This window comes from Kitasatospora xanthocidica (assembly GCF_014656195.1).
GTDB classification, from domain to species: Bacteria; Actinomycetota; Actinomycetes; order Streptomycetales; family Streptomycetaceae; genus Kitasatospora; species Kitasatospora xanthocidica.
In genome coordinates, this window is sequence record NZ_BNBY01000002.1 from 419,020 (window position 1) to 443,322 (window position 24,303).

The following is a 24,303-nucleotide window of genomic DNA, read 5'->3' on the forward strand; positions in this document are numbered from 1 at the left end:
CCCCGCCCGAGGAGTTACGCCACCGTGGTCTCTCCGATCATCACCCCCGACGGTTCACCGGTCCAGGGCCCGCTCGGCATGCTCGCCAAGGCCGCCTGGCAGATCCTGCTGGTCGCCGGACTCGTCTCGCTCGCCCTCGGGATCGTGGTCTTCGCCTGGCCCCGGCAGACGCTGCTCGTGGTGGGCGTGCTGTTCGGCCTCTACCTGCTGGTGATCGGCATCGTGCAGCTGGTCGCCGCGTTCGGCACCCACGCCACCACCGCACTGCGGGTGCTGGCCTTCATCAGCGGCGCGATCTGCGTGATGCTGGGCCTGCTCTGCTTCCGCAGCGCGGTGCGGTCGCTGCTGCTGCTCGCGCTCTGGATCGGGATCGGCTGGCTGTTCCGCGGCATCACCCAGCTCGCCGCCGCGATCTCCGACCCGCTGATGCCGGCCCGCGGCTGGCAGGCCTTCGCGGGCGTGGCCAACACGCTGGCCGGTGTGCTCCTGATGGTCTGGCCGGTCGGGTCGATCGCCGCGCTGACCGTCCTGGCCGGCTGCTGGCTGCTGATCCTGGGCGTGGTCGAGATCGCGACGGCGATCCAGGTGCGCAGCCGGGCCAAGCGGCTCCCGTCGGGCGTCTGAGCGACCGGCGCCCCGGCGGACGGACCCCCACCGGCACACCGCAGGAGCCGCAGGAGCCGCAGAGGCCCGGAGACCCGGAGGCCGCCGCCACCGGCTCGACCACCCGCCACCGCCGTTACGGCCGGGGCGCGTAGCCGATCCGGAAGGTGGCGGCCTCCAGCCGTTCCTCGTCGAGCCGGACGTCGGTCAGCCGCTCGGCCAGCGCGAACGCGGCCTCGGTGTGCAGCCGGTGCCGCTCCCCGCCGAGGTCGAAGCCGCAGGCCGTCAGCAGTTCGGGGATGCCGGGCGCCTCCGCGTCCGAGCCGTGCCGCTGGTCGGCGAAGAGCGGCTCGAAGTGGAGCCGGCTGCCACCCCCGTGCTCCCACCAGTGGAAGCTGTCCACGGCGTTGACGTTGCGGAAGTGCGAGACCAGCCGGGTGCCGCCGGCGAGCCGGGGGACGAGCTCGTGGAGGCTCCCGAGGTAGCCGTACGGCTCGACCGCCAGGGCCCAGCCGTCGAGCGCGGTGACGGCGACGAGCAGCCGGTCGTCGTCATCGTCGTCGAGCAGGGCCCCGGCCTCCTCGTCCTCGCCGTCGTCGAAGGTCTCCCAGGCCTCGACCACCGCGTCCAGCCCGGCGACCTCGCGGCCGGGCAGGGCGTCGAAGCGGCGCAGCAGTTCGTCGGCGGCGATCCCCTGGACCTGGGTGAGGCAGTAGGCCTCGCCCAGGACGGGGTAGCGCTGCTCGAACCAGGTGTAGTCGGTGGCGTGTGCGGCGGTCATGCCCCGATGATGCCGGACCCCACCGACACCGCCGGGGCCGGGGCATCGTCCAGCCCGCCCCTGCTCAGCGCCAGACCGGTGCGTCGGTGCCCCAACGCCCGGGCGGGCGCGACCAGTCGGCGGGCGCGCCCCGGTAGCCGATCGGCGGCAGGGCGTGGCGCAGCCGCCCGTACGCGGAGTCGGTCTCGGCGAGCCACCGGGACGGGTCGTACGGCTCGGTGGAGGCCTCTTCCGGTTCCTCCCGGTCGATGCCGTGCAGCAGCCAGGAGGCCGTACCCGCCAGGGAGAAGCGCAGATGGCGGCCGCCGGGGCGGTCGGTGCGCTGGTCGGTGAGGGCGCGCAGGACGGCGGCGGCCACGAGGTAGCCGGTGCCGTGGTCGAGGGCCTGGGCGGGCAGGACGCCGGGGTGGCCGTCGGCGGCGGCCTCGTGGGCGGCGATGCCGACGCCGGCCTGGACGAGACTGTCGAAGCCCCGCCGCCCCGCCCACGGACCGGTCCAGCCCCAGGCGCAGATCTGGGCGACGACCAGGTCGGGTCGGCGGGCGAACAGCGCCTCCGGGGCCAGGCCGTGGGCGTCGAGGGCACCGGGACGGTAGGCGGTGACGACCACGTCGGCGGTGGCCAGCAGTTCCTCGAAGACGGCCCGGTCCGCGGGCTCGGCGAGGTCGAGGCGGGTGGAGCGCTTGCCGAACCCGGTGTCGGCGTGGGCGTCGTCGGACTCGGGCAGCCGGGGCGAGTCGACGCGCAGGACGTCGGCGCCGAGCAGGGCGAGGGTGCGGGTGGCGACCGGTCCGGCGATCACCCGGGTGAGGTCGAGGACCCGGATGCCGTCGGCGGGCCGGTCCACGGGGGCCGCGCCGAGCGGACGGGCGGACGCGGCGACAGTGGCGATGGCGGCAGCGGTGCCGACTTCCCGGTGCTCGACCAGGGGGAGCACGGTCTCGCTCACCGGCACGACGGCGACCGCGAGCGCCCCCGCCGCGTACGCGCGCTCCTGGACCTGCTCGGCCGGCAGCTTCCCGAGCACCTCGGCGAGTTCCTCGGGCCCGGCGTCCGCGGCGAGGCCGAGGGCGGCGAGCAGCCGGGTGCGGTGGTGCGGGTAGTTCGCGTGGGTGCGGACCCACCCGTCGGCGGTGCGCCAGAAGCCCGAGTGCGGGGCGAAGTTGACGGGCGAGCGGCCGTCGACCGTCAGGTGCCGCTCACTGACGAAGGCGGTCGCGACGGCACCCTGGTCCACCCGGACGGCGGGGACCGGCCCGCCGCCGCGGAGGGCCGCGAGCTCGGCGGCGGCGAGCGAGCAGACCGCGACGGTGGCCCGGGCGAGGCGTCGCACCGGCAGCCCGGAGGCCAGCACGTCGTCCGGGCCGTGGAAGCTCACCCGCTCCACCAGCTCGGCCGGGCCGCCGAGGGCAGCCCAGGCGTCGGCGGTGGGACGGTCGACGGAGCGGGCCGCCCCGCTGGGACCGGAGGTTCCTTCGGAAAACGGACGATCAGTCATGTCCGGCATTCTGCTCCCGTTCGCACGCACCCGCTGTGACGCCCGCCACCGGGACCGCCACCGGCACCGGCACAGGGCCGCGGGGCCGCGGGTAGGGTGCGAACCGGCGGCGCGAACGGGTGTACGGACCGTGGCCGCCCGTACCGGGGCAGACCGGCACGCCGCGACACCGTGACACCGTGGGGGACGACTTGGACCTGATCCGCCGCCTCGACCTGGGCTACTTCGTCCGCCCGGCCGCCGAAGCAGGCGGCCCGGAACCGCGGGTGGAGCCGGTGCTCGCGTACCTGGTCCGGCGCCCGGAGGGGCTGCTGCTGTTCGACACCGGGATCGGCGGCGGCGAGCCGGAGACCGAGGCCCACTACCGCCCGGTCCGCCGGCCGCTGCCCGAGGCGCTCGCCGCGGCCGGGGTCTCCCTCCGCGACGTCGACCTGGTGGTCAACTGCCACCTGCACTTCGACCACTGCGGCGGGAACCCGCTGCTGGCCGGCACCACCGTCCTGGTGCAGACCGCCGAGCTGGCCGCCGCCCGGCGCGGTGGCCACACCATCGACGCCCTGGTCGACTTCCGCGGCGCCGACTACCGCGAGCTGGACGGCGAGGCGGAGGTCTGGCCCGGTGTCCGGGTGCTGCCCACCCCCGGCCACACCGAGGGCCACCAGTCGCTGCTGGTCGAACGCTCGGGCGGCGGACCGGTCCTGCTGGCCGGTCAGGCGTACGACTTCGCCTCCGAGTACGGGCAGGCGCTGCTCGCCCGGCGGGCGGCGCACGAGGGCGTGGCCGCGCCGCTGCCCGGCTACCGGGCCTGGCTCGACCGGATCGCCGAGCACGCACCGCACCGGGTGCTCTTCGCGCACGACCACGCGGTGTGGGAGCCGTCCGAGTAGCGGGCGCGCCGGGCGCAACACCCCGCGAAGCACGCCCGGCCGGACGGTCCGCGAGGCACGCCGGGCCGGACGCTCAGAAGGTGAACCGCAGCGAGCGGACCCGGTGGTCGAAGCTGGACGGGACCAGCTCCGGCTCGCCGACCGAGCGGGCCTCCGGCAGCCGGGTGAACAGCTCCCGGAACAGCGCCGTCATCTCCTGCCGGGCCAGGTGCGCGCCGAGGCAGTAGTGCGGTCCGCCGCCGCCGTAGCCGAGGTGGGGGTTGGGCGTGCGGGTGAGGTCGAAGGCGTCCGGGTCGGGGAAGACCGCCTCGTCGCGGTTGGCGGAGCCGTAGTACAGCGCCACCTTCTCCCCCGCGCGCAGCAGCGGGCCGCCGGGCCCGCCGAGCTCGTGGTCGACGGCGACGGTCCGGTGGAACTGGATGATCGGCGTGGCGTGGCGGACCATCTCGTCCACCGCGCCGTCGAGCCGCCCGTCCAGGTCGGCGAGGAGCAGGGCCCGCTGCTCGGGGTGGACGGTCAGCAGGTGCAGGCCGTGGGCGAGCGCGTTGCGGGTGGTCTCGACGCCGGCGACCAGCAGCAGGGTGAAGAAGGCGCCGAGTTCGCGGCCGGTGAGCCGGCGGCCGTCCACGTCGGCGGTGACCAGCGCGGAGACCAGGTCCTCGGCCGGCCGGCGGCGGCGCTCCCGGCCGATCCCGGCCACGATGACCTGCATCCGGGCGAGCGCCCGCAGCCCGCGCCCGGGCGACCGGAGCCGCCGGCTCAGCGTACGGGCCACCCCGATGTCCGCGGAGGTGCGGTTGACCAGGTCGAGGATCTCGCGGCGCGGCCGCTCGGGGATGCCCATCATGGTGCAGATCACCTGGAACGGGAGTTCGGCGGCGACCGCGCTCACGAAGTCCTCGGGCCGGTCCCGCTCCACCCGGTCGACCAGCGCGGTGCTGATCCGCCGGACGTCCTCCTCGACCCTGCCGAGCAGCCGCGGGGTGAACGCCCGGGAGACGATCCGGCGCAGCTGGGCGTGCCGGGGGTCGTCCAGGTTGACCATCGAGTCGCCGAACAGCAGCCGGACCCAGCGGGCCGGGGCGGGGGTGGTGACGCCGGGGCCGCTCAGGAAGACGGCGGGGGTGCGGCTGGCCTCCACCACGTCGGCGTGACGGACCAGGGCGTGGAAGCCCCGCCCGGTGGCGCGGTCGCCGAAGTAGACCGGGCCCGGGAGGCGGCGCAGCTCCGCGAAGGCGGCGGCACGGGCGGGAACGGGCAGCCGCCAGAAGGCGGGGTCGGCGAGGTCGACAGCCGCGACCCGGTCGGCAGGACCGGCAGCGTCGGCACGGTTGGTAAAGCTGGCAAAGGACTCCGTGGTGTCCGCCGGGGTCTCCATGGCCGGACCTCCCTGCTTCTGGACGGCGCCGTTCCGGTACGCACGGAACGTACTGGCTCGTGCACATTTAGTGAGCAGGCGGTGAGTGCTTGTCAAGCTGCACCGATGGTCGTACGAGCGGGTGTTCGGTTCGACGGATCAACGCCGGGGCGGCCGGAGGGCGGCCGGGGATGGTCTCACGGGACGGAACCGGCCAATACCGGAGGGTGCGGTACGGGCCGGGCGGGACGGGTGCGACGATGAGTGCCATCGTGATGACCGACCGGATCCGCCTGCTGCGCGCCGTGGTCTTCGCCGCGCTGTGCGTGGCGACGGCCGCCACCGCGCACGTCGCCATGGCCGGCTCCGGGGTCTCGCCGACGGTACTGGCCGGCGCGTTCGCGGCGGTCCTGGGACTGACCTGGCTGCTCGCCGGGAAGCGGCGCGGGCTCGGCGTGATCAGCGCCTGGATGGTCGTGGCGCAGACCGCGCTGCACCAGTTGTTCGAACAGGCCGGGGCGTTCGGCCGCGGGGGCGGCGGTCTCGGCCGGCTCGCCACCACGGACTGGGCCTCCCTCCTGCTCTGCCACCCGGACCGGCTGCCCGCCGGGCTCTCACCGCTCGACCTGGCGCGGATGGCGGGCATCGACCCGGACGCCCCGCCGGCCACCGGTGGAGTGCGCCCCACCCTGGGGCTGCACCACGCGTCGTCCGCGGCGGGAGCCTCCGCCGACGGGACGGCCATGGACCTGGGCCTGCCCGGAATGGCCGGAATGCCCGGCATGTCGCACCCGATGCCCGGCGGGATGCCCGCCGGGACGACGGGCGGCGCCGCGCACGGGATGACGCACGACATGGCAGGTGGCATGGCGGGCGGCATGTCCCACGGGATGTCGCCCGCCATGGCCGCCGGCCACGTGCTGGCCGCGCTCGCGTGCGCGCTGCTGCTGTGGCGCGGTGACGCGGTGCTGGTCCGGCTCTTCGAACTGCTCGGCGCGCTCGGCGGCGGCGTCGTCGGGGCGCTGCTGCTCCCGCTGCTCGTACTGTTCGCGCGCCCCTTCGGCCACCGGGCCCCGGCCCCGCCCCGGCCCGCCGACGACCGGGCCAGGCCGCCCCGGTCGGTCCTGCTCACCCACGCCGTCGTCCGGCGCGGACCGCCGACGTTCGCCCTCGCCAGCTGACGCGCCCGCCGCCGCTCCCCCGGCCTCCTCCGGCCATCGGACCCCTGCGACGGGCAGGTCGCCCTGCCGTACGGCCGCGTCCTCCGCCGCCGTGCCGCCAGGGCGCGGGCCCGCGCCCGCCGCCGCTCCCACCGGTCGATCCGGGAGGTGCGCGGTACTGCGCGGCCGCCCACGGACGCCGACGGCGCCGCCCTGAGCGGGGCCGTTCCCAGCCTTCCCCTCGGGACCTTTCCATGCCTGACTACGACGGCGCACCGGCTCCGGCCGGCGCCACCGTCCTACCGTTCCGCGGCCTCCGGGCCCTCCGAGCCCTCCGGAGCGCGACCGACCAGCCCCTCCGCCTCCAGGCCGGCCATCAGCCGGGCCGACCACTCCGGGGACGGACCGTCGGCGGCGGCCGCCAGGACCCGGCCGCGCAGCCGCTCCGCCCGCTCCAGCCAGTCCCGGCAACCGGCGCAGCGCGCGACGTGCTTGTCCAGCCGGGCGCCGGCGAGACCGCTCGGTTCGCCGTCCAGGCGTGCGGACAGAGCGGTACGGAACTGCGCGCATCTCATATCACCATCGTCCCGCACGGCCGCAGGGACGGCGTCGACCGGGTCGGGGCCGGCCGCTACGGGACCGAGCCCGCCGGGACCGGGTACGTCGGGACCGCCCGGGTCGGAGGCCGCCGTGGATGACGACCAGCTCACGGCGCTCGCGCTGACCGCCCGCTCCGGCCGGGCCGCGGACGTCGAGGCCTTCGTCCGCGCCACCCAGCGGGACGTCTGGCGCTTCGTCGCCCATCTGACCGACGTCCAGTCCGCGGACGACCTCGCACAGGAGACCTTCCTGCGCGCACTGCGCGGCCTGCCCGCCTTCGCCGGCCGCTCCTCGGCCCGCACCTGGCTGCTGTCGATCGCCCGGCGCACGGTGATCGACCGGTACCGGATGGCCGCGGCCCGGCCGCGCTTCGCGGCACTGCCGGACTGGCAGGAGGCGGCGGAACGGCAGAGCGGGACGCCGGAGGCCGGGTTCGAGGACGGCATCGCGCTCGACGACCTGCTCGACCGGGTGCCCGCCCAGCGCCGGGAGGCCTTCGTGCTGACCCAGGTGGTCGGACTGAGCTACGCCGAGGCGGCCGAGGTCGCCGGCTGCCCCGTCGGCACCGTCCGCTCCCGGGTCGCCCGGGCGCGGGAGGAGCTGATGGCACGACTGCGCGCGGCGGAGGCCGGGGAGCTCGCCACCGCCTGCTGAGGCGGGCGAGGACTGACGGACTTCGGGTAACAGATGACAGCTGACAGATTTCGAAATCTGTCAGCTGTCATCTGTTCTCTGTCATCTGTTCTCTGTCATCTGTTCTCCGTCGGCCGCCGCCCACCCGCCGGGCAGCGCCGCCGAAAAAATCATCCAAGTGTTCGGAACCGGAGCCCTCGCGCCCCCGACTGCTGTACCGGACCCCGCCGCCGAGGCGGTGTCCGGTTTACGGCAGCACGGAACGGAGGGACTCCATGGCAGCGCAACAGCCCACGGCCGCCGCAGCACTGACTGACCATCAGGCCGAGCCGGTCGACCGCTGGAGCCTGGTGGTGGCCGCGGGCCTGCTCTCGTTCGTCGCGATGCTCGACATGAACGTGGTCAACCTGGCGCTCACCGACATATCGACCGGTCTGCACGTCTCCCCCGGGGTCGCCCAGTGGGCCGTCCTCGGCTACCAACTCCCGCTCGTCGCCCTCCTCCTGCCCGCCGGCCGGTGGCTGGACCAGGTCGGCACCCGGTCGGCGCTGCTGCTCGCGGTCGGCTGCTTCGCCGGCTGCAGCGTGCTCGCGTCCGCAGCCCCGTGGGCGGGCTGGCTGATCGCGGCCCGTCTGCTGCAGGGCGCCTTCGGGGCCGTGCTCTTCGTCCTGATGCCGGTGCTCGCCGCGACCTCCGTCCGGCCCGAGCTGCGCGGGCGGGCGATGAGCGTGCCCGCGACGCTGGGCCCGCTCGGCGCGGTGACCGGCCCGGTCATCGGCGGCCTGCTGCTGGACCACCTCGGCTGGCGGGCGATCTTCCTGGTCAAACTGCCGGTCTGCCTGGCAGCCGTGCTCATCGTGCGGCGGCATGCCCCGCGACGCGGCGGGCTGCGGCTGCCCGACCGGGGTTCGCTCGGGGACGCCGCCCTGATCGGCGGCGCCGTCGCCGCCGTCCTGCTCGGACTGACCCTGGCCCCCGGGGCCCCGCAGTGGCTGCTGCTCGTGCTGCCCGCCGCACCGCTGGTGCTGCTGTGGCTGCGCCGCCCCGGCGGCCGGCCGGTGGCGGAGGTGCTGCGGGCCGCCGGAACCGCCGGGGTCAACGCCTCGGTGCTGGCGCTCGCCGCCGGTTTCGCGGCCTGCCACTACCTGCTCGCCCAGTACCTGCGCGGCCCTCGGGGCGAGAGCGCCACCACCACCGCGCTGACCATGCTGGCGTTCCCGCTCGGCATGGTGCTGGCCGGCCGGGTCGGCGGACGGCTGGCCGACCGCTGGGGCGCCCGCCCGACCGCGCTCACCGGCGCCGCCGTCACCACCCTCGGCCTGGCCCTGCTCATCCCGCTGGACACCGGCTGGTCCGCCGGGGACATCGCCGCCCGGCTCGCCCTCGCCGGCGCCGGGATGGGCCTCAACGGCGGCCCCACCCAGGCCCTGGTGATGACCGCCTCCCCGCCCGGGAAGCTCGCCACCGCCGGCTCCGCCGTCCAGCTCGCCCGCAGCCTCGGCTTCGCCCTCGGGCCGGCCCTGGCCACCGCCGCCGCGCTGGCCGGCGACCGCGCCACCACCGGGACCCGCGCCGGGATCTCCCTGGCGGCCCTGGTCGCCGGCACCGCCGTCGTCCTGCTCGCCCTGCACCGCCACCGCCGGACCTGACCGGGCCTCCCCGGAAACGCCCGCCCCCAACCGCCCGAACCGCCCCAACCGCCCGAGCCGCCCCAACCGCAGTGAAGGACCGCCCAGATGACCGACACGATCCCCGACCCGGCCACCACCGAGGGCGCCGCGCGCTGCCCGTACGGGTACGACCGGCTGCCCTCCCCCGTCCCGTTGTACGGGCCGGAGTACAAGAGCGACCCGTACCCGCTGTACCGGCGGATGCGCGAGGCCGGACCGGTGCACCGGGTGGAGTTCCCCAGCGGCATCCACGCCTGGCTGGTCACCGGCTACCAGGCCGCCCACACGGCCCTCAACGACCCCCGCCTCGGCAAGAACCACGCCCTGGGCAACGACAATTGGCGCCGGCTCGCGTCGATCATGCCCGAGCCCCAGCACTCCCAGCTCCAGGTGCACCTGCTCCACCAGGACCCGCCCAAGCACACCTCGATGCGCCGGCTCGTCCTGGACGCCTTCGCCCCGCGCCGGGTGGAGTCGCTGCGCCCCCGGCTGCAGGAGCTGGCGGACGCCCTGGTGGACCGGCTGCCCGAGACCGGCGGCGCCGACCTGGTGGCCGGGTTCGCGGCCCACTACCCCTTCCAGGTGCTCGCCGAAGTCATCGGCCTCCCCGCCGAGTTGGCCGACCGCTTCGACCGCGACTGGGGCAAGGTGGTCCAGCCGGTCGGCCCGCAGGACCCCGGCCGGCCGGCGTACGAGGCACGGCTGCGCGGCCTGCAGACGTACATCGCCGACGTCGTCACCCGCAAGCGGAGCGACTGCCGGGAGCCCGGCTGGGAGGAGTCCGAGGACCTGCTCGGCCGGCTCGTCGCCGCCCACGACGCGGGCGAGTTGAGCCGCGAGGAGCTCGACTCCATGGTGTTCCAGCTGCTGGTCGCCGGCCAGGAGCCGGTCACCAACCAGATCACCACCATGCTGATCACCCTGCTGCGCCACCCCGAGCAGCTCGACCGCCTGCGCGGGGGCCTCGACGAGCCCGGACTGCTCGCCCGGGCGGTGGAGGAACTGCTGCGCCACGACGCCGCGTTCGAGCTGACCACCTGGCGGTTCTTCACCGAGGACAGCGACCTGTTCGGCACCACCGTCCCGGCCGGCGACTCGGTGATCGTCTCGCTCTGCGCCGCCAACCGCGACGGGGAGCGGTTCCCCGAGGCCGACCGCCTCGACCTCGACCGCTCCCCCAACGCCCACCTCGCCTTCGGCCACGGCATCCACTACTGCCCCGGCGCGGCGCTGGCCCGGGCCGAACTCGGGATCGCCGTCGGCACCCTGCTCTCCCGCCTGTCCGGCCTGCGTCCGGCAGAGGCCCCGGGCGACGGCCTGGCGGACCTCACCTGGATCCCCGCCGTCCTGGCCCGCGGCGTCAACCGGCTGCCCGTCGCCTACGACCGGCGCCGCTGACCCGCCCAACGCGCCGCCCGGCACCGCAGCACCGAGGGCGCCCCAGCAACACAACACCCCGGCACCGACCCCGGCTCCGCCTGCCCGAAGCCCGTACCGCATCACCATCCGTGGAGGACCCGCCATGCCGCCCGTCGGCACCGCCATCGCCCCGAGCCCCAGCGCCAGCCCCACCACCCCGGCTCCCGTCACCGGGCCCGGGGACCACCCCGCGGCCGAGCGGCTCGCCGCCCGCGTCCTCGGCCTGCTGCTGCCGCACCGCCGCGCCTCCGACCCGGAGTTCGAGGCCCGGCCGGAGCACTTCCCGCTCCAGCTCGCGCAGGTGGCGGCCTTCGTCGCCGCCGGTGAGCCGATCGTGTTCACCCTGCCCGGCTTCCCGTGCAAGTCACCGAACCCCGCGAAGGTGCTCGGCCACCTGCCCGACGAGGGCGAACGGCTGTCTCTGACCTTCCTCGACCGGCTCTGCGCCGAGATAGGCCGCCTCCACGAGCCCGGGGCCCGGATCCTGATCTGCTCCGACGGTCACGTCTTCGGCGACCTGATCAACGTCCCGGACGACCACATCGACGCGTACTCCGACGAGTTGACCGCGATGATCGCCCGCGAGGGCCTGGACCACCTCGACACCTTCGACCTGCGGGACGTCCTCGGCGACCTCCCGTACGACGACAAGCGCGCCCGGGTGCACGAGGAGTACGCCCCCACCGTCGAGGAGCTGCGCGAGCAGGTGCTGACCGAGGAGGAGACCCTGCGGCTCTACCGCGGCATCACCCGCTTCCTCACCGAGGACACCGTCAGCTTCCCCGGCACCCGCTCGGCCCTGCAACGGGAGTGCCGACGCCGCGCCTACGGGGTGATCCAGCGCAGCCGTGCCTGGGGCGAGTTGATCGCCGAGCACCACCCCCGGGCGGTCCGGCTCTCCATCCACCCGCAGCCGGCCGGGGTGGCGAAGTTCGGCATCCGGCTGCTGGCCGCGGCCGACGCCTGGACCACGCCCTGGCACTCCTCGGTGCTCCACCGGGAGGACGGGACCTGGGAGTTGCTGCGCAGCGAGGAGGCCGGTCGGCTCGGCCGGCTGGTGCTGCGCGACGGCCGGCCGAGCCACTACGAGAGCCACCCGCAAGGCCACTGAGGGGAAGCCCCCTGGGAAGAGCCACAGGGCGGGGCCGGAGACCGGCCTACCGCTCCGCCGCGGGGACCACCGCACCGACCGGAGTGCGGTGGTCGAAGGCGATCAACGGATCGCCGGTGAGCGGGTGTTCGACCACCGCGGCCCGTACCCCGAAGACCTCCGCCAGCAGTTCGGCGGTCAGCACCTCGCGCGGCTTCCCGGAGGCGACCAGGGCGCCGCGGTGCAGGACGTGCAGCCGGTCGCAGACCGAGGCCGCGGCGTTGAGGTCGTGCAGGGCCACCAACGTGGTGCGGCGCTGTTCCCGCAGCAGGGCCAGGAGTTCGACCTGATGGCGGACGTCCAGGTGGTTGGTCGGCTCGTCCAGCACCAGGACGGCCGGCTGCTGCGCGAGCGCGCGGGCCAGCAGCACCCGCTGGCGTTCGCCGCCGGACAGCTGGGAGAACCGGCGGTCGGCGGCCGCCGCCATCCCCACCCGGGCCAGCGCCCCGGCGGTGATCCGGTGGTCCTCGGCGTCGTCGGCGGCGAAGGCCCGCTTGTACGGGGTACGGCCCATCGCGACCACCTCGCGCACGGTCAACTCGAAGTCCCCACCGCGTTCCTGGGGCAGCGCCCCGATGTGCCGGGCGGACTGCGCGGGCCGCAGCTCCGCGAGGTCCTGCCCGGCCAGCAGCACCCGCCCGGCGCTCGGCCGCAGGTGCCGGTAGACGGTGCGCAGCAGACTGGACTTGCCGCTCCCGTTGGGCCCGACCAGTCCGGCGATCTCCCCCTCCTCGGCGACCAGGTGGACCCCGGCCAGCACGGTCCGCCCGGCCAGGGCGACGCTCAAGTCCTCGACGGCGATCCTCAACTGCGCTCCAGACGTCGGTCCAGCAGGTAGAGCAGGGTGGGGGCGCCGAGCACGGCGGTGACCACGCCGATCGGCAGTTCCTGGCCGTCCAGGGCGGTCCGGGCGACCGTGTCGACGACGACCAGCAGCAGGGCCCCGGTCAGCGCGGACAGCGGCAGCAGGCGCCGGTGGTCGCCGCCGAGGAGCAGTCGGCACACGTGCGGCACCATCAGCCCGACGAAGCCGATCGCCCCGGAGACGGCGACCAGGACCCCGGTGAGCACGCTGGTGACGACGAAGACCTCGCGGCGCAGCCGGGCGACGTCCACGCCGAGCCCGGCCGCCGTCTCGTCGCCCATCAGCATCGCGTTGAGCCCCCGGGCGCGGGCCTGGAGCAGAGCGAGACCGAGCGCCACGGCGACGGCGGGGACGGCGAGTTGGGCCCAGACGGCGCCGCCGAGGCTGCCCATGAGCCAGAACAGCACGCCCCGGGTCTGCTGCTCGTCGCGGGTCTGCAGGACGAGGTAGCTGGTGATGCCGCCGAGGAACTGGGCGATGCCGATGCCGGCGAGCACCAGGCGCAGCGGGGAGAAGCCGCCGCCGCGCCGGGCCATCAGCCACACCAGCGAGAACGCGGCGAGCGCGCCGGCGAACGCCGCCAGGGAGACGGTGAGGCCGAGCGCGCTGCCGAAGGAGAGCTGGAGTCCGAAGGTGGTGCCGAGCACGATCGCGGCGACCGCGCCCAGGGAGGCGCCGGAGGAGATGCCGAGCAGGTACGGGTCGGCCAGCGGGTTGCGGACCAGGGCCTGGACGGCGGTGCCGACCAGGCCGAGCCCGGCGCCCACCACTCCCGCCAACAGGGCGCGCGGGACGCGTAGTTGCCAGACGATGAGGTCGCGGGTGCCGGCTTCGGGGGTCTGCCCGGTCAGCCGGCGGGCGACCACCGACCAGACCTCGCCGGGCGGGATGTCCACCGACCCGAGCGAGACGGCCGCGGTCAGCGCGAGCACCAGGGCGACGGCGAGGGCGGCGGCCAGCGGCCCGGCCTGCAGCATGCGGGCCGGGCGCGGGCTGTCGACCGCCTCGACGTGATCGACCGACGTGGACGTCACGGACTACTGCCCGTTCTTGACGAGGTCAGGGTGGACGGTCGCGGCGATCTGCCGGACGGCGTCGGCGTTGCGCACGCCCGCGATGGTGGTCACCTCGGAGCCGAGCCGGACGAAGTGCCCCTCCTGGACGGCCTTCAGGCCCTGGGTCGCGGGGAAGCTCCTCAGGAACGCCTCCGCGTCGTCGAAGGCCTTGCGGGTGGCCTCCTCGCTGCCCCGGTTGCGGACCGCGAGCTGGATCCAGTCCGGGTTCTTGGCGACGACGTCCTCCCAGGAGCCCGGCTTGAAGTCGGCGTCGCAGTCGGCGAACACGTTGCGCGCCCCGGCCTGGGTGATCACGGCGTTGGCGACCTGCCGCCCGCACACCGCCACCGGCTGCTTGGTCCCGGCGTCGAAGTCGAAGACGAAGTAGCTCGGCCGCTGCCCCTCCGGGACGCCGGCGAGCGCGGTGCGGACCTCACCTATCCGCTTCTCCATCCCGGTCACCAGCTCCTCCGCGCGGGCCGCCGTGCCGGTGACCGCTCCGAGCCGTCGGATGTCGTCCTCGACCCCGGCGAGGTCGGTGCGCGGCGCCTTGGCGGCCTTCGGGGTGCCGGCGCAGGCGGTGGAGAGCAGGAAGACGTGCTGGATGCCGGCCGCCGCGTACTCCTCCTCGCTCGGCCCGGTGGCGCCGCCGCCCATCATCGGCATCGCGCTGAAGGTGTCGACGTAGAGGTCGGCACCGGAGCCCAGCAGCTTCTCCTTGGGGATCACCTTGTCCCCCAGCACCGGGACCTTGCCGCCCTGGTCAGCGAGGTCCGCGGGCAGGGTGCCCTTTCCGGGCGGGAAGCCGGTGCCGATCACCCGGTCACCCGCGCCCAGCCGGAGCAGCATCTCCAGGCTCGACGCGTTGCTGGTGACGATCTTCGCCGGTGCCTTGGCGATGACGGTCTCCTTGCCCGCGCAGTCGGCGACCTTGACCGGGTAGGCACCGGCCGGCGCGGCCTGGGCGGTGACGGAGGAACCCTGGCCACCCCCGCCACCGCTTCCGCAGGCCGTGGCGAACAGGGCGACGGCGGCCGCGATTCCGCAGACAACGCGTGGGCGCATGACAACTCTCCTGGTGGGTGATCCGTGCTCGGGCCCGTGCTGCGGACCCGGACCAGGTAGTCGGACGGCCCGGGCGGTGGGTTCCGGCGGATCCCGGCGGATTCTTGTCCGGCACCGGCGGGCTCACAGCGGATTCACGACCGGCCCCCGGGCGGATTCACGGCGGACATAGGCTGGCCGGATGGCCGACCCCACCACCGCGCGCGACGATCTCGACCTTCCCGTCCGGCTCGGGCCGCACCCGCCCCGCCGGGTGGTCTCGCTGGTGCCCTCGCTGACCGAGGCGGTCGCCGCCACCGCCCCCGAGCTGCTGGTCGGCGCCACCGACTGGTGCAGCCACCCCGCCGACCTGGCCGTCACCCGGATCGGCGGCACCAAGAACCCGGACGTCCCGGCCGTCCTCGCGCTCGGACCCGACCTGGTCATCGCCAACGACGAGGAGAACCGGCGCCCCGACCTGGACGCGCTGCGGGCGGCCGGCGTCCCGGTCTGGGTCACCGACATCCGCACCCTGGACGACGCCTTCCGCTCGCTGCACCGGCTGCTGACCCTCGCCTGCCGACTGCCGCGCCCCGCCTGGCTGGACGAGGCGGAGGCGGCCTGGGCACCGGCCGCGCCGGCGAAGGGGACGGGAGCGGGACCGGGGACGGGGACGAGGACGGGGACGGGGACAGGCACGGGCCCCCGGGCGATCGTGCCGATCTGGCGCCGCCCCTGGATGGTGCTCGGCCACGACACCTTCGCCGGGGACCTGCTGCGCCGTCTCGGCCTGCACCTCGTCCACGCCGACCACCCCGAGCGCTACCCCGCCGTCCCGCTGCCCGAACTGCTCGCCGTCCGACCGGATCTGGTGGTGCTGCCGGACGAGCCGTACCGCTTCACCGCCGAGGACGGCCCGGAGGCGTTCCCGGGCACCCCGGTCGCCCTGGTCAGCGGACGGCACCTGACCTGGTACGGACCGTCCCTGGTCACCGCACCGGCCGTCCTTCGGCAGGCGCTCGACCACCCGTTCGTACGGGGCGGAACCAGCACCTCATAGGATGACCGCCACTCACCGGGCCCACCGGTGACGAGGGGGGACCACACATGAGAGCCAGCACCACCCGGCGGACACTGACCCTGGTGTCGGCCGCCGCCGTGTCGACCGCCGTCCTGGCGGGCTGCGGCACCCAGCACGCCGACCGGCACCAGGGCGCGGCGCCCGGCACCACCACGGTGGCCGCGAGCACCCCGTCCACCGAGAGCCCGATCGCGACACCGTCCGCGACCGCGACCGACAACGCGAGCCCGAGCGCCCCGGCGAGCGCCAGCCCGAGCGCGACCGCGAGCCCCGGCGCCCCGCAGAGCCCGAGTGCCGGCGCGGGCAAGTCCGGAAAGGCCACGCCGAGCACCCAGCCCGGCACCGCCGCCAGGGCCGGCGGCAACCCGCCCGCCGGCGTGCCCACCCAGCCTCCGGTCGCCAAGCCCGTCATCGCGGCCCCGGTGCCGACCGCCAAGCCCGGCCCCGTCGCACCCCCGCCGCCGCCCGCACCGCCGACCCCGCACGTGCCGCCACTGCAGAGCGGCTGCCAGCCCAGCAAGCCCCGGCCGGACGAACCCAAGGAAGCCGTCGCGGCCGCCCTCACCGCGGCCGCCGGCCAGTCCCGGACACTCAAGCTCGCCAGCGGCGGCACCGACCGGCTCCCGCCGCTGCCCGTCAACCTGGTCAAGGCGATCGCCTGGCAGGAGAGCGGCTGGCAGTCCGGCATCCTCGCCTGTGACGGCGGCATCGGCACCATGCAGGTCATGCCGAACACCATCAGCTGGATGAACGGCAAGTACGGCACCACCTCGGACGCCACCACGCTCACCGGCAACGTCCAGCTCGGCACCCAACTGCTCGACTGGCTCGTCGCCTACTACGGCGACTCCTCCTTCGGCGGCGGCTACGACCTCTCCCCCGACCCGGCCACCGGCAAGACGCCCCTGCTCGACCTGGTCATCTCCGCGTACAACGCGGGCGCGGGCAACGTGCACTACAACGCCGTCACCGACCCGGCCACCGGCCAGGTCGTCGGCAGCCTGGACATCCCCAACCCCGGGTACGTCGCCAACGTGAAGGCGCTGATGTCCGGCCAGCCCTGGAACAAGGCGGGCTGACCGGAGCCCCCGGAACGCGACCGGGCCCGGGACGCACGATCGCGTCCCGGGCCCGGTCGGTCAGGCGGTGTCCCCGTCAGCCGCGCGCGGCGGTGACGGCGGCGCCCAGCGCCTCCTTGATCCGGGGGCCGAGCCGGGCGAAGCCCAGCTCCTTCATGGCCGCCCGCAGCAGCTCCTCGTCACTCCGCTCGACCCCGTCGCCGTCCAGCCACCGCACGACGGCGAGCAGCTCGTCGGCCGAGTAGGCGGTCACGGGGCGACCGGGCGTGAAGTCCGGCTTCGCGGGACGGGCAGCGGACTCGGGCTCGACGGCGGGGGCCTCGGGCTCGACGGCGGGGGCCTCGGGCTCGACGGCGGGCTCGGGCTCGACCTCGGCAACCGGCTCGGCGGACTCCTCCGGGACGACCTCGGGCTCGACAGCGGGGGCCTCCACCTCAACGGCGACGGCCTCGACCTCGGGCTCAGCCTCGACCTCGGCCTCGACAGCCGGGGTCTCCGTCACGGCGGTCGGCTGCTCGACCTCGGCGGCAGGCTCCTCGACAACGGGCTCGGCCACCGGCTCGACGGCAACGCTGTCCTCAGCGGCCACGGCCTCCTCGGCGACGAGTTCCTCGGCGGCAGGCTCCTCGGCCACGGCCTCGATCTCGGCCTCGACAGCGGGCTCCTCGACCGCGACCTCGGCAACCGGCTCAACGTCAGCGGGCTCGTCGACGACCACGGTGTCGACCGCCTCGGCAGCAGCCTCCTCGGCCTCGACAGCGGCCGGCTCCACCTCGGCAGCGGGCTCGTCCGTCTCGGCGGCGGGCTCCTCCGCGACGACCTCGGTCTCCGTGACCTCGGCCTCGGCGGCGGGCTCCTCGACCACGACGACCGGCTCGGCCTCCTCGGCCAGGGCGGCGGTCGCGACGGCGACCAGGTCGTCGGCGGCCGGGGAGGGCGCCGGGAGGGAGACCACGGCGGCCGGGGTCTCGACCTCGGTCAGCTCCTCCACCGCGGCCGGCTCGACATCAGCGGCGTCCGTGTCGGCCTCCGGGCCCGACACCAGCTCGGTCTCGGCCGACGTCTCGACCGCTTCGTCGACCTCAAGCTCGGCCTCAACCTCAGGCTCGACCTCGACGACGGCCTCGGCCTCGTCGGCCTCAACAGCCGGAGCCTCCACCGAAGCCGGAGCCTCCTCGACGAGCCCGTCCCGCTGCCCACCGGCCAGCGCCTGACGCGCCGCGGCCTCGGCGTCCGACAGGTCGGCGACCGGCTCCTCGGCGACCGGCTCCTCAACGACCGTCTCAGGCACGTCCGACACCGCGACATCGGCACCCGGGGCATCCGACGCCTCAACGTCCGACGTCTCGACGTCCGACGCCTCGACCTCCGACGCCTCGACCTCCGGCTCCTCGGTCACCGGCTCCTCGACCGCGGTCTGCCCCGCCAGCCCGTCGCGCTGCCCGCTCGCCAGTGCCTGGCGGGCCGAGTACGCGGCCTCGGCGGCGCGGCGGTCGGCCTTGGCGGTGGCGAGTTCGGCGAGCAGGTCGCCGAGGCCGGCCTCCTCCAGGGTGGCGCGCAGGCCGCCGATGGTGGGGAGGCGGTAGAGGGTGCCTTCGTCGGCGGCGAGCCGCTCGACGAGGTCGATCAGTTCGGCGAAGGGCAGCCCGTCCAGGTCGTGGTCGGGCAGCAGGCGGGCGAGTTCGCGCAGGCCGGTGCCGATCGCTTCGACGGCCTGGGCGGTGCGCTCGACCAGGGCGCCGTCGGCGGGGGCGACCGGAAGGGTGCCGGCCGGGGCGAGGGCGGCCCAGGCGCGGCGCTCGATCTCGGCGGAGGTGAGGGCCTCGTGCAGGTCCTCGCGGCGGACCCGGCGGTCGGTGGCGAGGGCGGTGGCCTGCTTGCGCAGCGAGCGGCCGCGCAGCCAGGACAGCTTGACGCCGTTCTCGCGGCGCCAGGCGCTGTCGGCGGTGGCGGCGGCGAGGGCGCCGAGGTCGGCGTCGTACGCGGCGGTGGTGAGGGTCGCGGAGGTGCGGTGCACCCGCTGGAGCATCTCGACCAGGAGCGCGGTCTTAGCGACGGTGTCGGGCTCGTCCAGCTTGACCTCGGTGGCCAGGGCGGTGACGGCCTCCCAGGTCTGCTGCAGGTCGCGGCCGCGCAGTTCGGCGAGCGCGGTGGAGGCGGCGCGGGCGTCCTCCGGGGTGGCGACGGTGTCGACGGCCGCGTACCAGGCGTGGGTGTCGGCGGTGAGCGTGAAGGCCCCGAGTTCGGCGTAGCGGCCGAGGTCCTCGCGGAGGTCGGTCTCCGCGGCGGCGTCCTGGGGGTCCTTGACGTCTGCGGCGTCGGCGACGTCCACCGGGTCGGCTGCGTCGGCGTTGCGCGAGTGAAGCACTGTCATGTGAGGTCCGGTTCTGGGCGACGGCGGCGGGGCTGACGACGAGGGACGGCGGACCGGTTGCGCGGGGGTGCCCCTGGGGCGGGGCGAGGGGGCGCGCGGTCGGCCTGCCGGTTGTGGGAGGCCAGAATACGGGTGCCCGTTCGAGCCTTGCACGCACCCACCGCCCCGACGGGCCGGTGTCGTGTGCCATACCGCCCGCCTGGCCGCTACTCGGGGGACCCGCCCGGGTGGTCCGGCGCTGGTCCGGGCGGGTGTCCCGGCCTCCGAACGGTGGACGGACCGGGGCGGGGGCCCGGCCGCCGAGGCCGTTCCAGCGGGACCTCGCGGAGTCCGCGCCGGGGCCGGCCCCGTGGTGGTCGGTGCCCGGCCCGACCGAGGGCGGCGAGGTCGACCGGCGCGAGGTACTCGCCCAGCGCGGTGCGGTGCCACCACGCGCCGGTTTCCCGCAGTTCGCGCCAATCGGTGAACCGGTAGAGGTGGAGGGTCGCCCGGACGTGGGTCGGTGGGGCGTCCGGGAAGGGGTTGTGGCGCAGCAGCCGCAGCGTCGCCGGGTCGCCGGCCAGCAGCCGGGCGACGAAGGGCAGGAACCAGGGGCGGGCGTAGTCGGGCGAGATGCCGGCGAACCACATCAGCCAGTCCAGCCGCAGGTGGTAGGGGGCGTACTGACGCGGGAGGCGGCGCACGTCACCGGGCTTGCCCTTGAAGCCGTACTCGCGCCAGACCGTTCGCGGGGTGAGGACCGACTCGTCGGTGCCTTCGACGACGACTTCCCGGCGGAGGCGGTTGACGCTGCCGAAGGCGCCGTAGGTGTTGACGAGGTGGAGCCGGTTGAAGGAGCGGTTCATGACCTGGCCGCGGGAGACCATGTTCCGTACCGGCCAGTAGCTGAGCACGAGGACGGCCGCGGCCAGCGCGATCACCAGGGCTTCGTACCAGAGCGGGGTGCCGGGGTAGGCGCGGGCGTGGACGGGCAGGCCGAGGCGGGCGGGTTCCACGGCGGCGAGGGCGAGGGCGACGGTGAGCCAGTTGAGCCAGGCGAAGTTGCCGGAGGCGATCAGCCACAGCTGGGTGGCGATGACGGCGCAGGCGGCGTAGCTCGCGACCGGCTGCGGGAGCAGCAGGCAGAGCGGTACGACGAGTTGGACGACGTGGTTGGCGGCCACCTCGACCCGATGCAGCGGGTCGGGCAGGTGGTGGAAGAACCAGCTGAGCGGCCCGGGCATCGGCTGGGTCTCGTGGTGGTAGCGCAGGCAGGTCAGGTCGCGCCAGCAGCTGTCGCCGCGCAGCTTGATCAGTCCGGCGCCGAACTCGACCCGGAGGACCAGCCAGCGCAGCAGCCACAGCACCGGCGTGGGCGGGGCGGTGTCGGCGTTGCCCAGGAAGGCGGCGAGGAAGCCGGCTTCGAGCAGCAGGGACTCCCAGCCGAAGGAGTACCAGGTCTGCCCCACGTTGACGATGGAGAGGTAGAGGACCCAGAGCACCGCCCAGAGCAGGATCGAGGCCCAGAGCGGGACGGCGTCGCCGAGCCCGGCGGTGACGGCGGCGGCGAGGGCGGCCCCGCCGAGGGCTACGGTGGCGAAGAACCGGTCGCTGAAGTGGAGGTGGAAGAGGCCGGGGGCCTGGCGGAACGGGACCCGGGCGGTGAAACGGGGCACCGGGAGCATGCCGTCCTCGCCGATGAGGGCGCGGAACTGCGCGGCGGCGTTGAGGAATCCGATCAGGTAGAGGGCGGCGAGCAGGCGTTGGACGAGCAGCCGGCTCAGCCAGTAGTCGGGGGCGGCGAACCAGTCCATGCGGCCCATGCCTACCACCGCCGCCCGGCGCGCGGGCCGGGCCGGGGCGCGGGCGCCGGACGGTTCACCCACTCGGCCCGCCCGAACTGCGCCGCACCGTACGGCCGGGGCCGCGGCCGGGTGTCGGGGGCGGCGGCCGGGGCCGCAGCCGGGGCCGGGGCACCTGCCGGGCTAGTCCGGACAGCGCTGTGGCGGGGAGCCTCTCCTCGGGGGTGAGAGGCGCCCCGCCACGGCGGTGGGCGGTACGGACGCGTCGTGCGGGTCGTGCGGGTCGTGCACGTCGTACGGGGAATGCGGATAGTGCGGGTACTGCGGATCACGCGGGTCGTGCGAGCAATGCGGGTAATACGGGCCAAACGGTCGGAGCGGGCGGTACGGTCGTGGGCCGTCGTGCCGCGCGGGGGCGGCCGGTCGGCGGTTCAGTTCGGCAGGACGAGTCCGGAGCCGCCGGCGATGCCCGGTCGGCCGGTCGTGGTCGCGACGCCGTTCTGCTGCAGCCGGTCGACCAGCAGTGCGGCCAGCGTGCCGAGTTCCTCCTCGGTCCGGGACTGCGCGGTGACATCCATGCCGACGGTGAGGACACCGTTGACCTGGCCGGTGCGCGCGGTCCGCATCGGGGTGCAGGTGAAGCTGAAGATCTGCTGGATGCGCTGGGCCTCGGGGCGGGTCGGCTGCACCCGGACGTCGTTCAGGACGGTCGCGCGGCCGGTGCGGTAGGCCTCGGCGACGGCCTGCTGGAGGCCGGCCGCGCCGAGCTGGGGGTAGGCCTGGCCGATCGAGCCGTACGCCACCGGGGCGCCGAAGGTGTCGGCGTGCTGGGCGTTGGCGTAGCGGATCTCCTGGCCGGGGCCGTCGGTGAGCATGATGGGGAAGGGGGAGCCGTCGAAGGCGGCGAACATCTCCTGCTGCTGGGCGAGCAGGTTGTCGCGCAGCCGGATCTCGGAGAGCAGCGCCTCGGCGAGGTGCTGGATGTCGCGCAGCCGCTCGCGCCCCCACTGCCGGGGTTCCCGGTCGAGGACGCAGACGGTGCCGATGACGGTGTTGGTGTCGTCGACGAGCGGGGCGCCGAGGTAGGCCCGGACGCCGAGTTCGTCGACGACCGGATTTCCGGCGAACCGGGGGTAGGCGAGGATGTCGTCCAGCGCGAGGGGCGAGCGCTGGGCGACCACGTGCGGGCAGAAGCCGTGGCTCAGCGGCATCTGACGGGTGGGAAGGTCGAACGCGATGCCCCGGTCCGCCCAGGAAGCGCCCTCATCTGTCGCGATCTCGGGCGAGTTTGGCGGAATGTAGAGCCCCCGGAACATCTGGCGCTCGTCGTTGATGAAGTTGACCATCGCGATGGGGGCGCGGGTGATGCTGGCTGCCAGGTGCGCGAAGCGGTCGAAAGCCTCATCGGCGGACGGTTCGTTGAGACCCAGGCTGCGCAGCCTGCGAGTCCGTTCGGACTCCCCGGCAGCACCCGGGAACTGGCCTTGAGTGCTCATCACATCAGTCATGGCGCACATGTAATCAGACATCCGGTCTCTTCGGTGCTACCGGTACCGGCCACCGTCTTTGCCGATGATCAGTCAAAGCCGCATGTGAACGGCCGCTCAGCCGGGTCTCCGGAAGGGGGAAGATCATTTCCCCGTCCATGTCAGCACGAAACCCACCAACCACAAGGACGACCGGGATCACGCCAATCCAAGATCAACTAGCCGTGCGGGGGGTGTTCACATACGACAATGAGCCCTGCCGAAGACACGGACGGTGTTCCTCTCCCTCGGAAAACCGCGCCATGGGTCCGCATGCACCGAAGGCAAGGGAGCGATCGGCCGGCCACATCCCACACCCCCACCGTGTTCCCCTGCGGGGCGGCCGAGCGGCATCTACGGCATGGACGGAGGCACGACTCCCCCGGAAACGAGAGGACCAAGCATGGCCATGGACTACTTCACCGACGAACGACACGAGAGCCTCCGGGCGGAGGTCCGTGAGTTCGCGGAGAAGGAGGTTCGCCCTCAGGTCGCCAGGATGGAGGCCGATCGGGAGGTCGAGTTCGAACTGTCGAGGGAGATCGCGCGTCGCGGCTGGATCGGCGTGACCATCCCCAAGGAGTTCGGCGGCCTCGGGCTCGGTCACCTCGCCAAGACCATCATCGTGGAGGAACTGGCCCGCGTCAGCGGCGCGATGGGCGCGATGGCGCAGGCCTCGCAGCTCGGCGTCGCCAAGGTCATCCACTTCGGCTCGAACGCGCAGCGGCGCAAGTGGCTGCCCAGGTTCGCCTCCGGGGAGTCCCTGCCGACCATCGCGGTCACCGAGCCGGAGTCCGGCGGCCACGTGCTCGGCATGGCCGGCACCGCGCGCCGCGAGGGCAACCAGTACGTGCTGAACGGCCGCAAGTGGTTCGTGGGCAACTCCCACATCGGCGACGTGCACGGCGTGGTGTTCCGCACCGGCCAGGGCAGCGGGGGGCTCTCCGCCTTCCTCGTCGAGAGCGACCGCCCCGGCTTCCGCACCGGCACCCTCGGCACCCAGGGCGGCCTGCACGGCTTCAGCTTCGGCGAGCTCGTCTTCGAGGACTGCCGCATACCCGTCGGCAACCGGCTCGGCGTGGAGGGCCAGGGGCTGGACGTCGCCTACTCCTCCTCCACCCTGTACGGCCGCCTCAACCTGGGCGCCGTCGCGCTCGGCATCCACGTCGCGATCGTCGAGGACGTCGTGCGCTACGCGGAGGAGCGGGTGCTGTACGGCAAGCCGCTCAACCAGCTGAACAGCGTCGCGCTGAAGCTCGGCGAGCTGCAGTCCAAGCTGATGACCGCCAAGCTGGCCGCGTACCACGCCTCGCACCTGCTCGACCACGGCAAGCCCTGCGACGCCGAGCTGATGAACGCCAAGCTCATCAACACCGAGTACGCGATGGACTCGGCCCGCAGCGCGATGGAGATCCTCGCCGCCCGCGGCACCCAGGAGGAGTTCAACATCATCCGCTACCTGCGGGACGCCACCCACATCTACGCCCCGGCCGGCACCTCGGACGTCCAGCGGCTGCGGCTCGGCCAGGTCGCCTCTGGCACCTACGGCAAGCAGTGGTCGGCCGAACTGTCCGACCTGGCCAGCTGGGCGTGGACCGAGCTGAACCAGCAGGAGGCGGAGCGCAAGGACGAACGGACCGCCCGGGTGGTGCGGATCCCGCTCGCGAGCTGATCCCCGGCACTCGGCACCGACCGGGTCCGGTCGGACCGGACGGTGCCCGGCGCCCCGGCAGCGGAGGC

20 protein-coding genes are annotated in these 24,303 nt (G+C 74.5%); 10 read left to right on the plus strand and 10 right to left on the minus strand.

The genetic code is table 11. The annotated features are described in order from the left end of the window. The first annotated feature begins 24 nt into the window (after positions 1–24). Complete coding sequence (locus IE332_RS05215; RefSeq protein WP_229928310.1) at positions 25–624, plus strand: HdeD family acid-resistance protein; 600 nt, start codon at positions 25–27, stop codon at positions 622–624. A gap of 115 nt (positions 625–739) precedes the next feature. Here IE332_RS05215 and IE332_RS05220 read toward each other — a convergent pair whose 3' ends face one another. Together IE332_RS05220 and IE332_RS05225 are read right to left on the minus strand one after the other, a co-directional pair. Then, positions 740–1,384: a DUF6461 domain-containing protein gene (locus tag IE332_RS05220; protein ID WP_189913884.1), complete on the minus strand. Its 645-nt coding sequence runs from the start codon at positions 1,382–1,384 to the stop codon at positions 740–742. Positions 1,385–1,448: 64 nt separating this feature from the next. Beyond that, positions 1,449–2,882 carry a CoA transferase gene (locus tag IE332_RS05225; protein ID WP_189913885.1) on the minus strand — a complete coding sequence of 478 codons (1,434 nt, stop codon included), beginning with the start codon at positions 2,880–2,882 and terminating at the stop codon, positions 1,449–1,451. A 179-nt stretch (positions 2,883–3,061) separates the two neighbouring features. Between IE332_RS05225 and IE332_RS05230 the strand changes: the two genes are divergently transcribed. Next, positions 3,062–3,769 carry an N-acyl homoserine lactonase family protein gene (locus IE332_RS05230; protein WP_189913886.1) on the plus strand — a complete coding sequence of 236 codons (708 nt, stop codon included), beginning with the start codon at positions 3,062–3,064 and terminating at the stop codon, positions 3,767–3,769. Between the two features lie 73 nt (positions 3,770–3,842). On the opposite strand, the gene IE332_RS05235 is transcribed toward IE332_RS05230, so the two are convergent. Next, on the minus strand, positions 3,843–5,147 hold the full coding sequence (locus IE332_RS05235) for a cytochrome P450 (protein WP_189913887.1): 1,305 nt from the start codon (positions 5,145–5,147) through the stop codon (positions 3,843–3,845). 239 nt (positions 5,148–5,386) lie between these two features. Between IE332_RS05235 and IE332_RS05240 the strand changes: the two genes are divergently transcribed. Then, the gene (locus tag IE332_RS05240) at positions 5,387–6,307 is read left to right on the plus strand and encodes a hypothetical protein (protein WP_189913888.1); all 921 of its coding nucleotides are present in this window, start codon (positions 5,387–5,389) and stop codon (positions 6,305–6,307) included. A gap of 278 nt (positions 6,308–6,585) precedes the next feature. Here IE332_RS05240 and IE332_RS41770 read toward each other — a convergent pair whose 3' ends face one another. Continuing rightward, positions 6,586–6,861: a zf-HC2 domain-containing protein gene (locus IE332_RS41770; protein ID WP_189913889.1), complete on the minus strand. Its 276-nt coding sequence runs from the start codon at positions 6,859–6,861 to the stop codon at positions 6,586–6,588. A 115-nt stretch (positions 6,862–6,976) separates the two neighbouring features. Between IE332_RS41770 and IE332_RS05250 the strand changes: the two genes are divergently transcribed. The 4 genes from IE332_RS05250 to IE332_RS05265 all read left to right on the plus strand — a co-directional run bounded on the left by IE332_RS05250 (position 6,977) and on the right by IE332_RS05265 (position 11,719). Next, complete coding sequence (locus IE332_RS05250) at positions 6,977–7,540, plus strand: sigma-70 family RNA polymerase sigma factor (RefSeq protein WP_189913890.1); 564 nt, start codon at positions 6,977–6,979, stop codon at positions 7,538–7,540. 254 nt (positions 7,541–7,794) lie between these two features. Then, positions 7,795–9,168 (plus strand): MFS transporter, encoded by a 1,374-nt coding sequence (locus tag IE332_RS05255; protein WP_189913891.1) that lies wholly within the window; start codon positions 7,795–7,797, stop codon positions 9,166–9,168. Between the two features lie 87 nt (positions 9,169–9,255). Next, on the plus strand, positions 9,256–10,587 hold the full coding sequence (locus tag IE332_RS05260; RefSeq protein ID WP_189913892.1) for a cytochrome P450 family protein: 1,332 nt from the start codon (positions 9,256–9,258) through the stop codon (positions 10,585–10,587). Positions 10,588–10,711: 124 nt separating this feature from the next. Then, positions 10,712–11,719, plus strand: a complete 1,008-nt coding sequence (locus tag IE332_RS05265) for an L-tyrosine/L-tryptophan isonitrile synthase family protein (protein WP_189913893.1) — start codon at positions 10,712–10,714, stop codon at positions 11,717–11,719. Positions 11,720–11,765: 46 nt separating this feature from the next. Here the strand turns inward: IE332_RS05265 and IE332_RS05270 are convergent, their stop codons facing one another. From IE332_RS05270 to IE332_RS05280, 3 genes are read right to left on the minus strand one after another with little or no spacing between them, the layout of a single operon-like run. Next, positions 11,766–12,566, minus strand: coding sequence for an ABC transporter ATP-binding protein (locus IE332_RS05270; protein WP_189913894.1), 801 nt, complete (start codon positions 12,564–12,566; stop codon positions 11,766–11,768). Then, a complete protein-coding gene (locus tag IE332_RS05275) occupies positions 12,563–13,600 on the minus strand; it encodes a FecCD family ABC transporter permease (protein ID WP_189914107.1) in 1,038 nt (345 codons plus the stop codon). The genes IE332_RS05270 and IE332_RS05275 overlap by 4 nt, the downstream gene beginning before the upstream one ends. 60 nt (positions 13,601–13,660) lie before the next feature. After that, entirely contained in the window at positions 13,661–14,743 is a 1,083-nt protein-coding gene (locus IE332_RS05280) for an ABC transporter substrate-binding protein (protein ID WP_189913895.1), read from the minus strand. Positions 14,744–14,924: 181 nt separating this feature from the next. On the opposite strand from IE332_RS05280, the gene IE332_RS05285 reads away from it, so the two are divergent. Continuing rightward, complete coding sequence (locus IE332_RS05285; RefSeq protein WP_229928311.1) at positions 14,925–15,782, plus strand: helical backbone metal receptor; 858 nt, start codon at positions 14,925–14,927, stop codon at positions 15,780–15,782. 47 nt (positions 15,783–15,829) lie between these two features. Next, complete coding sequence (locus IE332_RS05290; protein WP_189913896.1) at positions 15,830–16,882, plus strand: transglycosylase SLT domain-containing protein; 1,053 nt, start codon at positions 15,830–15,832, stop codon at positions 16,880–16,882. Positions 16,883–16,958: 76 nt separating this feature from the next. Here the strand turns inward: IE332_RS05290 and IE332_RS05295 are convergent, their stop codons facing one another. The 3 genes from IE332_RS05295 to IE332_RS05305 all read right to left on the minus strand — a co-directional run bounded on the left by IE332_RS05295 (position 16,959) and on the right by IE332_RS05305 (position 22,545). Continuing rightward, positions 16,959–19,256 carry a hypothetical protein gene (locus IE332_RS05295; protein ID WP_189913897.1) on the minus strand — a complete coding sequence of 766 codons (2,298 nt, stop codon included), beginning with the start codon at positions 19,254–19,256 and terminating at the stop codon, positions 16,959–16,961. Between the two features lie 206 nt (positions 19,257–19,462). Continuing rightward, positions 19,463–21,049: a lipase maturation factor family protein gene (locus tag IE332_RS05300; protein ID WP_189914109.1), complete on the minus strand. Its 1,587-nt coding sequence runs from the start codon at positions 21,047–21,049 to the stop codon at positions 19,463–19,465. 419 nt (positions 21,050–21,468) lie between these two features. Then, positions 21,469–22,545 (minus strand): GAF domain-containing protein, encoded by a 1,077-nt coding sequence (locus tag IE332_RS05305; protein WP_189913898.1) that lies wholly within the window; start codon positions 22,543–22,545, stop codon positions 21,469–21,471. A gap of 421 nt (positions 22,546–22,966) precedes the next feature. Between IE332_RS05305 and IE332_RS05310 the strand changes: the two genes are divergently transcribed. After that, positions 22,967–24,235, plus strand: a complete 1,269-nt coding sequence (locus IE332_RS05310; RefSeq protein ID WP_373313671.1) for an acyl-CoA dehydrogenase family protein — start codon at positions 22,967–22,969, stop codon at positions 24,233–24,235. Positions 24,236–24,303: the final 68 nt, after the last annotated feature.

Excerpts from the sequence above, each read along its gene's own strand:
- IE332_RS05220 (WP_189913884.1), bottom strand. The coding sequence starts at position 1,384 with ATGACCGCCGCACACGCCACCGACTACACCTGGTTCGAGCAGCGCTAC.
- IE332_RS05225 (WP_189913885.1), bottom strand. The coding sequence starts at position 2,882 with ATGACTGATCGTCCGTTTTCCGAAGGAACCTCCGGTCCCAGCGGGGCG.
- IE332_RS05235 (WP_189913887.1), bottom strand. The coding sequence starts at position 5,147 with ATGGAGACCCCGGCGGACACCACGGAGTCCTTTGCCAGCTTTACCAAC.
- IE332_RS05240 (WP_189913888.1), top strand. The coding sequence starts at position 5,387 with ATGAGTGCCATCGTGATGACCGACCGGATCCGCCTGCTGCGCGCCGTG.
- IE332_RS41770 (WP_189913889.1), bottom strand. The coding sequence starts at position 6,861 with ATGAGATGCGCGCAGTTCCGTACCGCTCTGTCCGCACGCCTGGACGGC.
- IE332_RS05255 (WP_189913891.1), top strand. The coding sequence starts at position 7,795 with ATGGCAGCGCAACAGCCCACGGCCGCCGCAGCACTGACTGACCATCAG.
- IE332_RS05260 (WP_189913892.1), top strand. The coding sequence starts at position 9,256 with ATGACCGACACGATCCCCGACCCGGCCACCACCGAGGGCGCCGCGCGC.
- IE332_RS05265 (WP_189913893.1), top strand. The coding sequence starts at position 10,712 with ATGCCGCCCGTCGGCACCGCCATCGCCCCGAGCCCCAGCGCCAGCCCC.
- IE332_RS05275 (WP_189914107.1), bottom strand. The coding sequence starts at position 13,600 with ATGCTGCAGGCCGGGCCGCTGGCCGCCGCCCTCGCCGTCGCCCTGGTG.
- IE332_RS05280 (WP_189913895.1), bottom strand. The coding sequence starts at position 14,743 with ATGCGCCCACGCGTTGTCTGCGGAATCGCGGCCGCCGTCGCCCTGTTC.
- IE332_RS05285 (WP_229928311.1), top strand. The coding sequence starts at position 14,925 with ATGGCCGACCCCACCACCGCGCGCGACGATCTCGACCTTCCCGTCCGG.
- IE332_RS05290 (WP_189913896.1), top strand. The coding sequence starts at position 15,830 with ATGAGAGCCAGCACCACCCGGCGGACACTGACCCTGGTGTCGGCCGCC.
- IE332_RS05295 (WP_189913897.1), bottom strand. The coding sequence starts at position 19,256 with ATGACAGTGCTTCACTCGCGCAACGCCGACGCAGCCGACCCGGTGGAC.
- IE332_RS05300 (WP_189914109.1), bottom strand. The coding sequence starts at position 21,049 with ATGGACTGGTTCGCCGCCCCCGACTACTGGCTGAGCCGGCTGCTCGTC.
- IE332_RS05305 (WP_189913898.1), bottom strand. The coding sequence starts at position 22,545 with ATGACTGATGTGATGAGCACTCAAGGCCAGTTCCCGGGTGCTGCCGGG.
- IE332_RS05310 (WP_373313671.1), top strand. The coding sequence starts at position 22,967 with ATGGCCATGGACTACTTCACCGACGAACGACACGAGAGCCTCCGGGCG.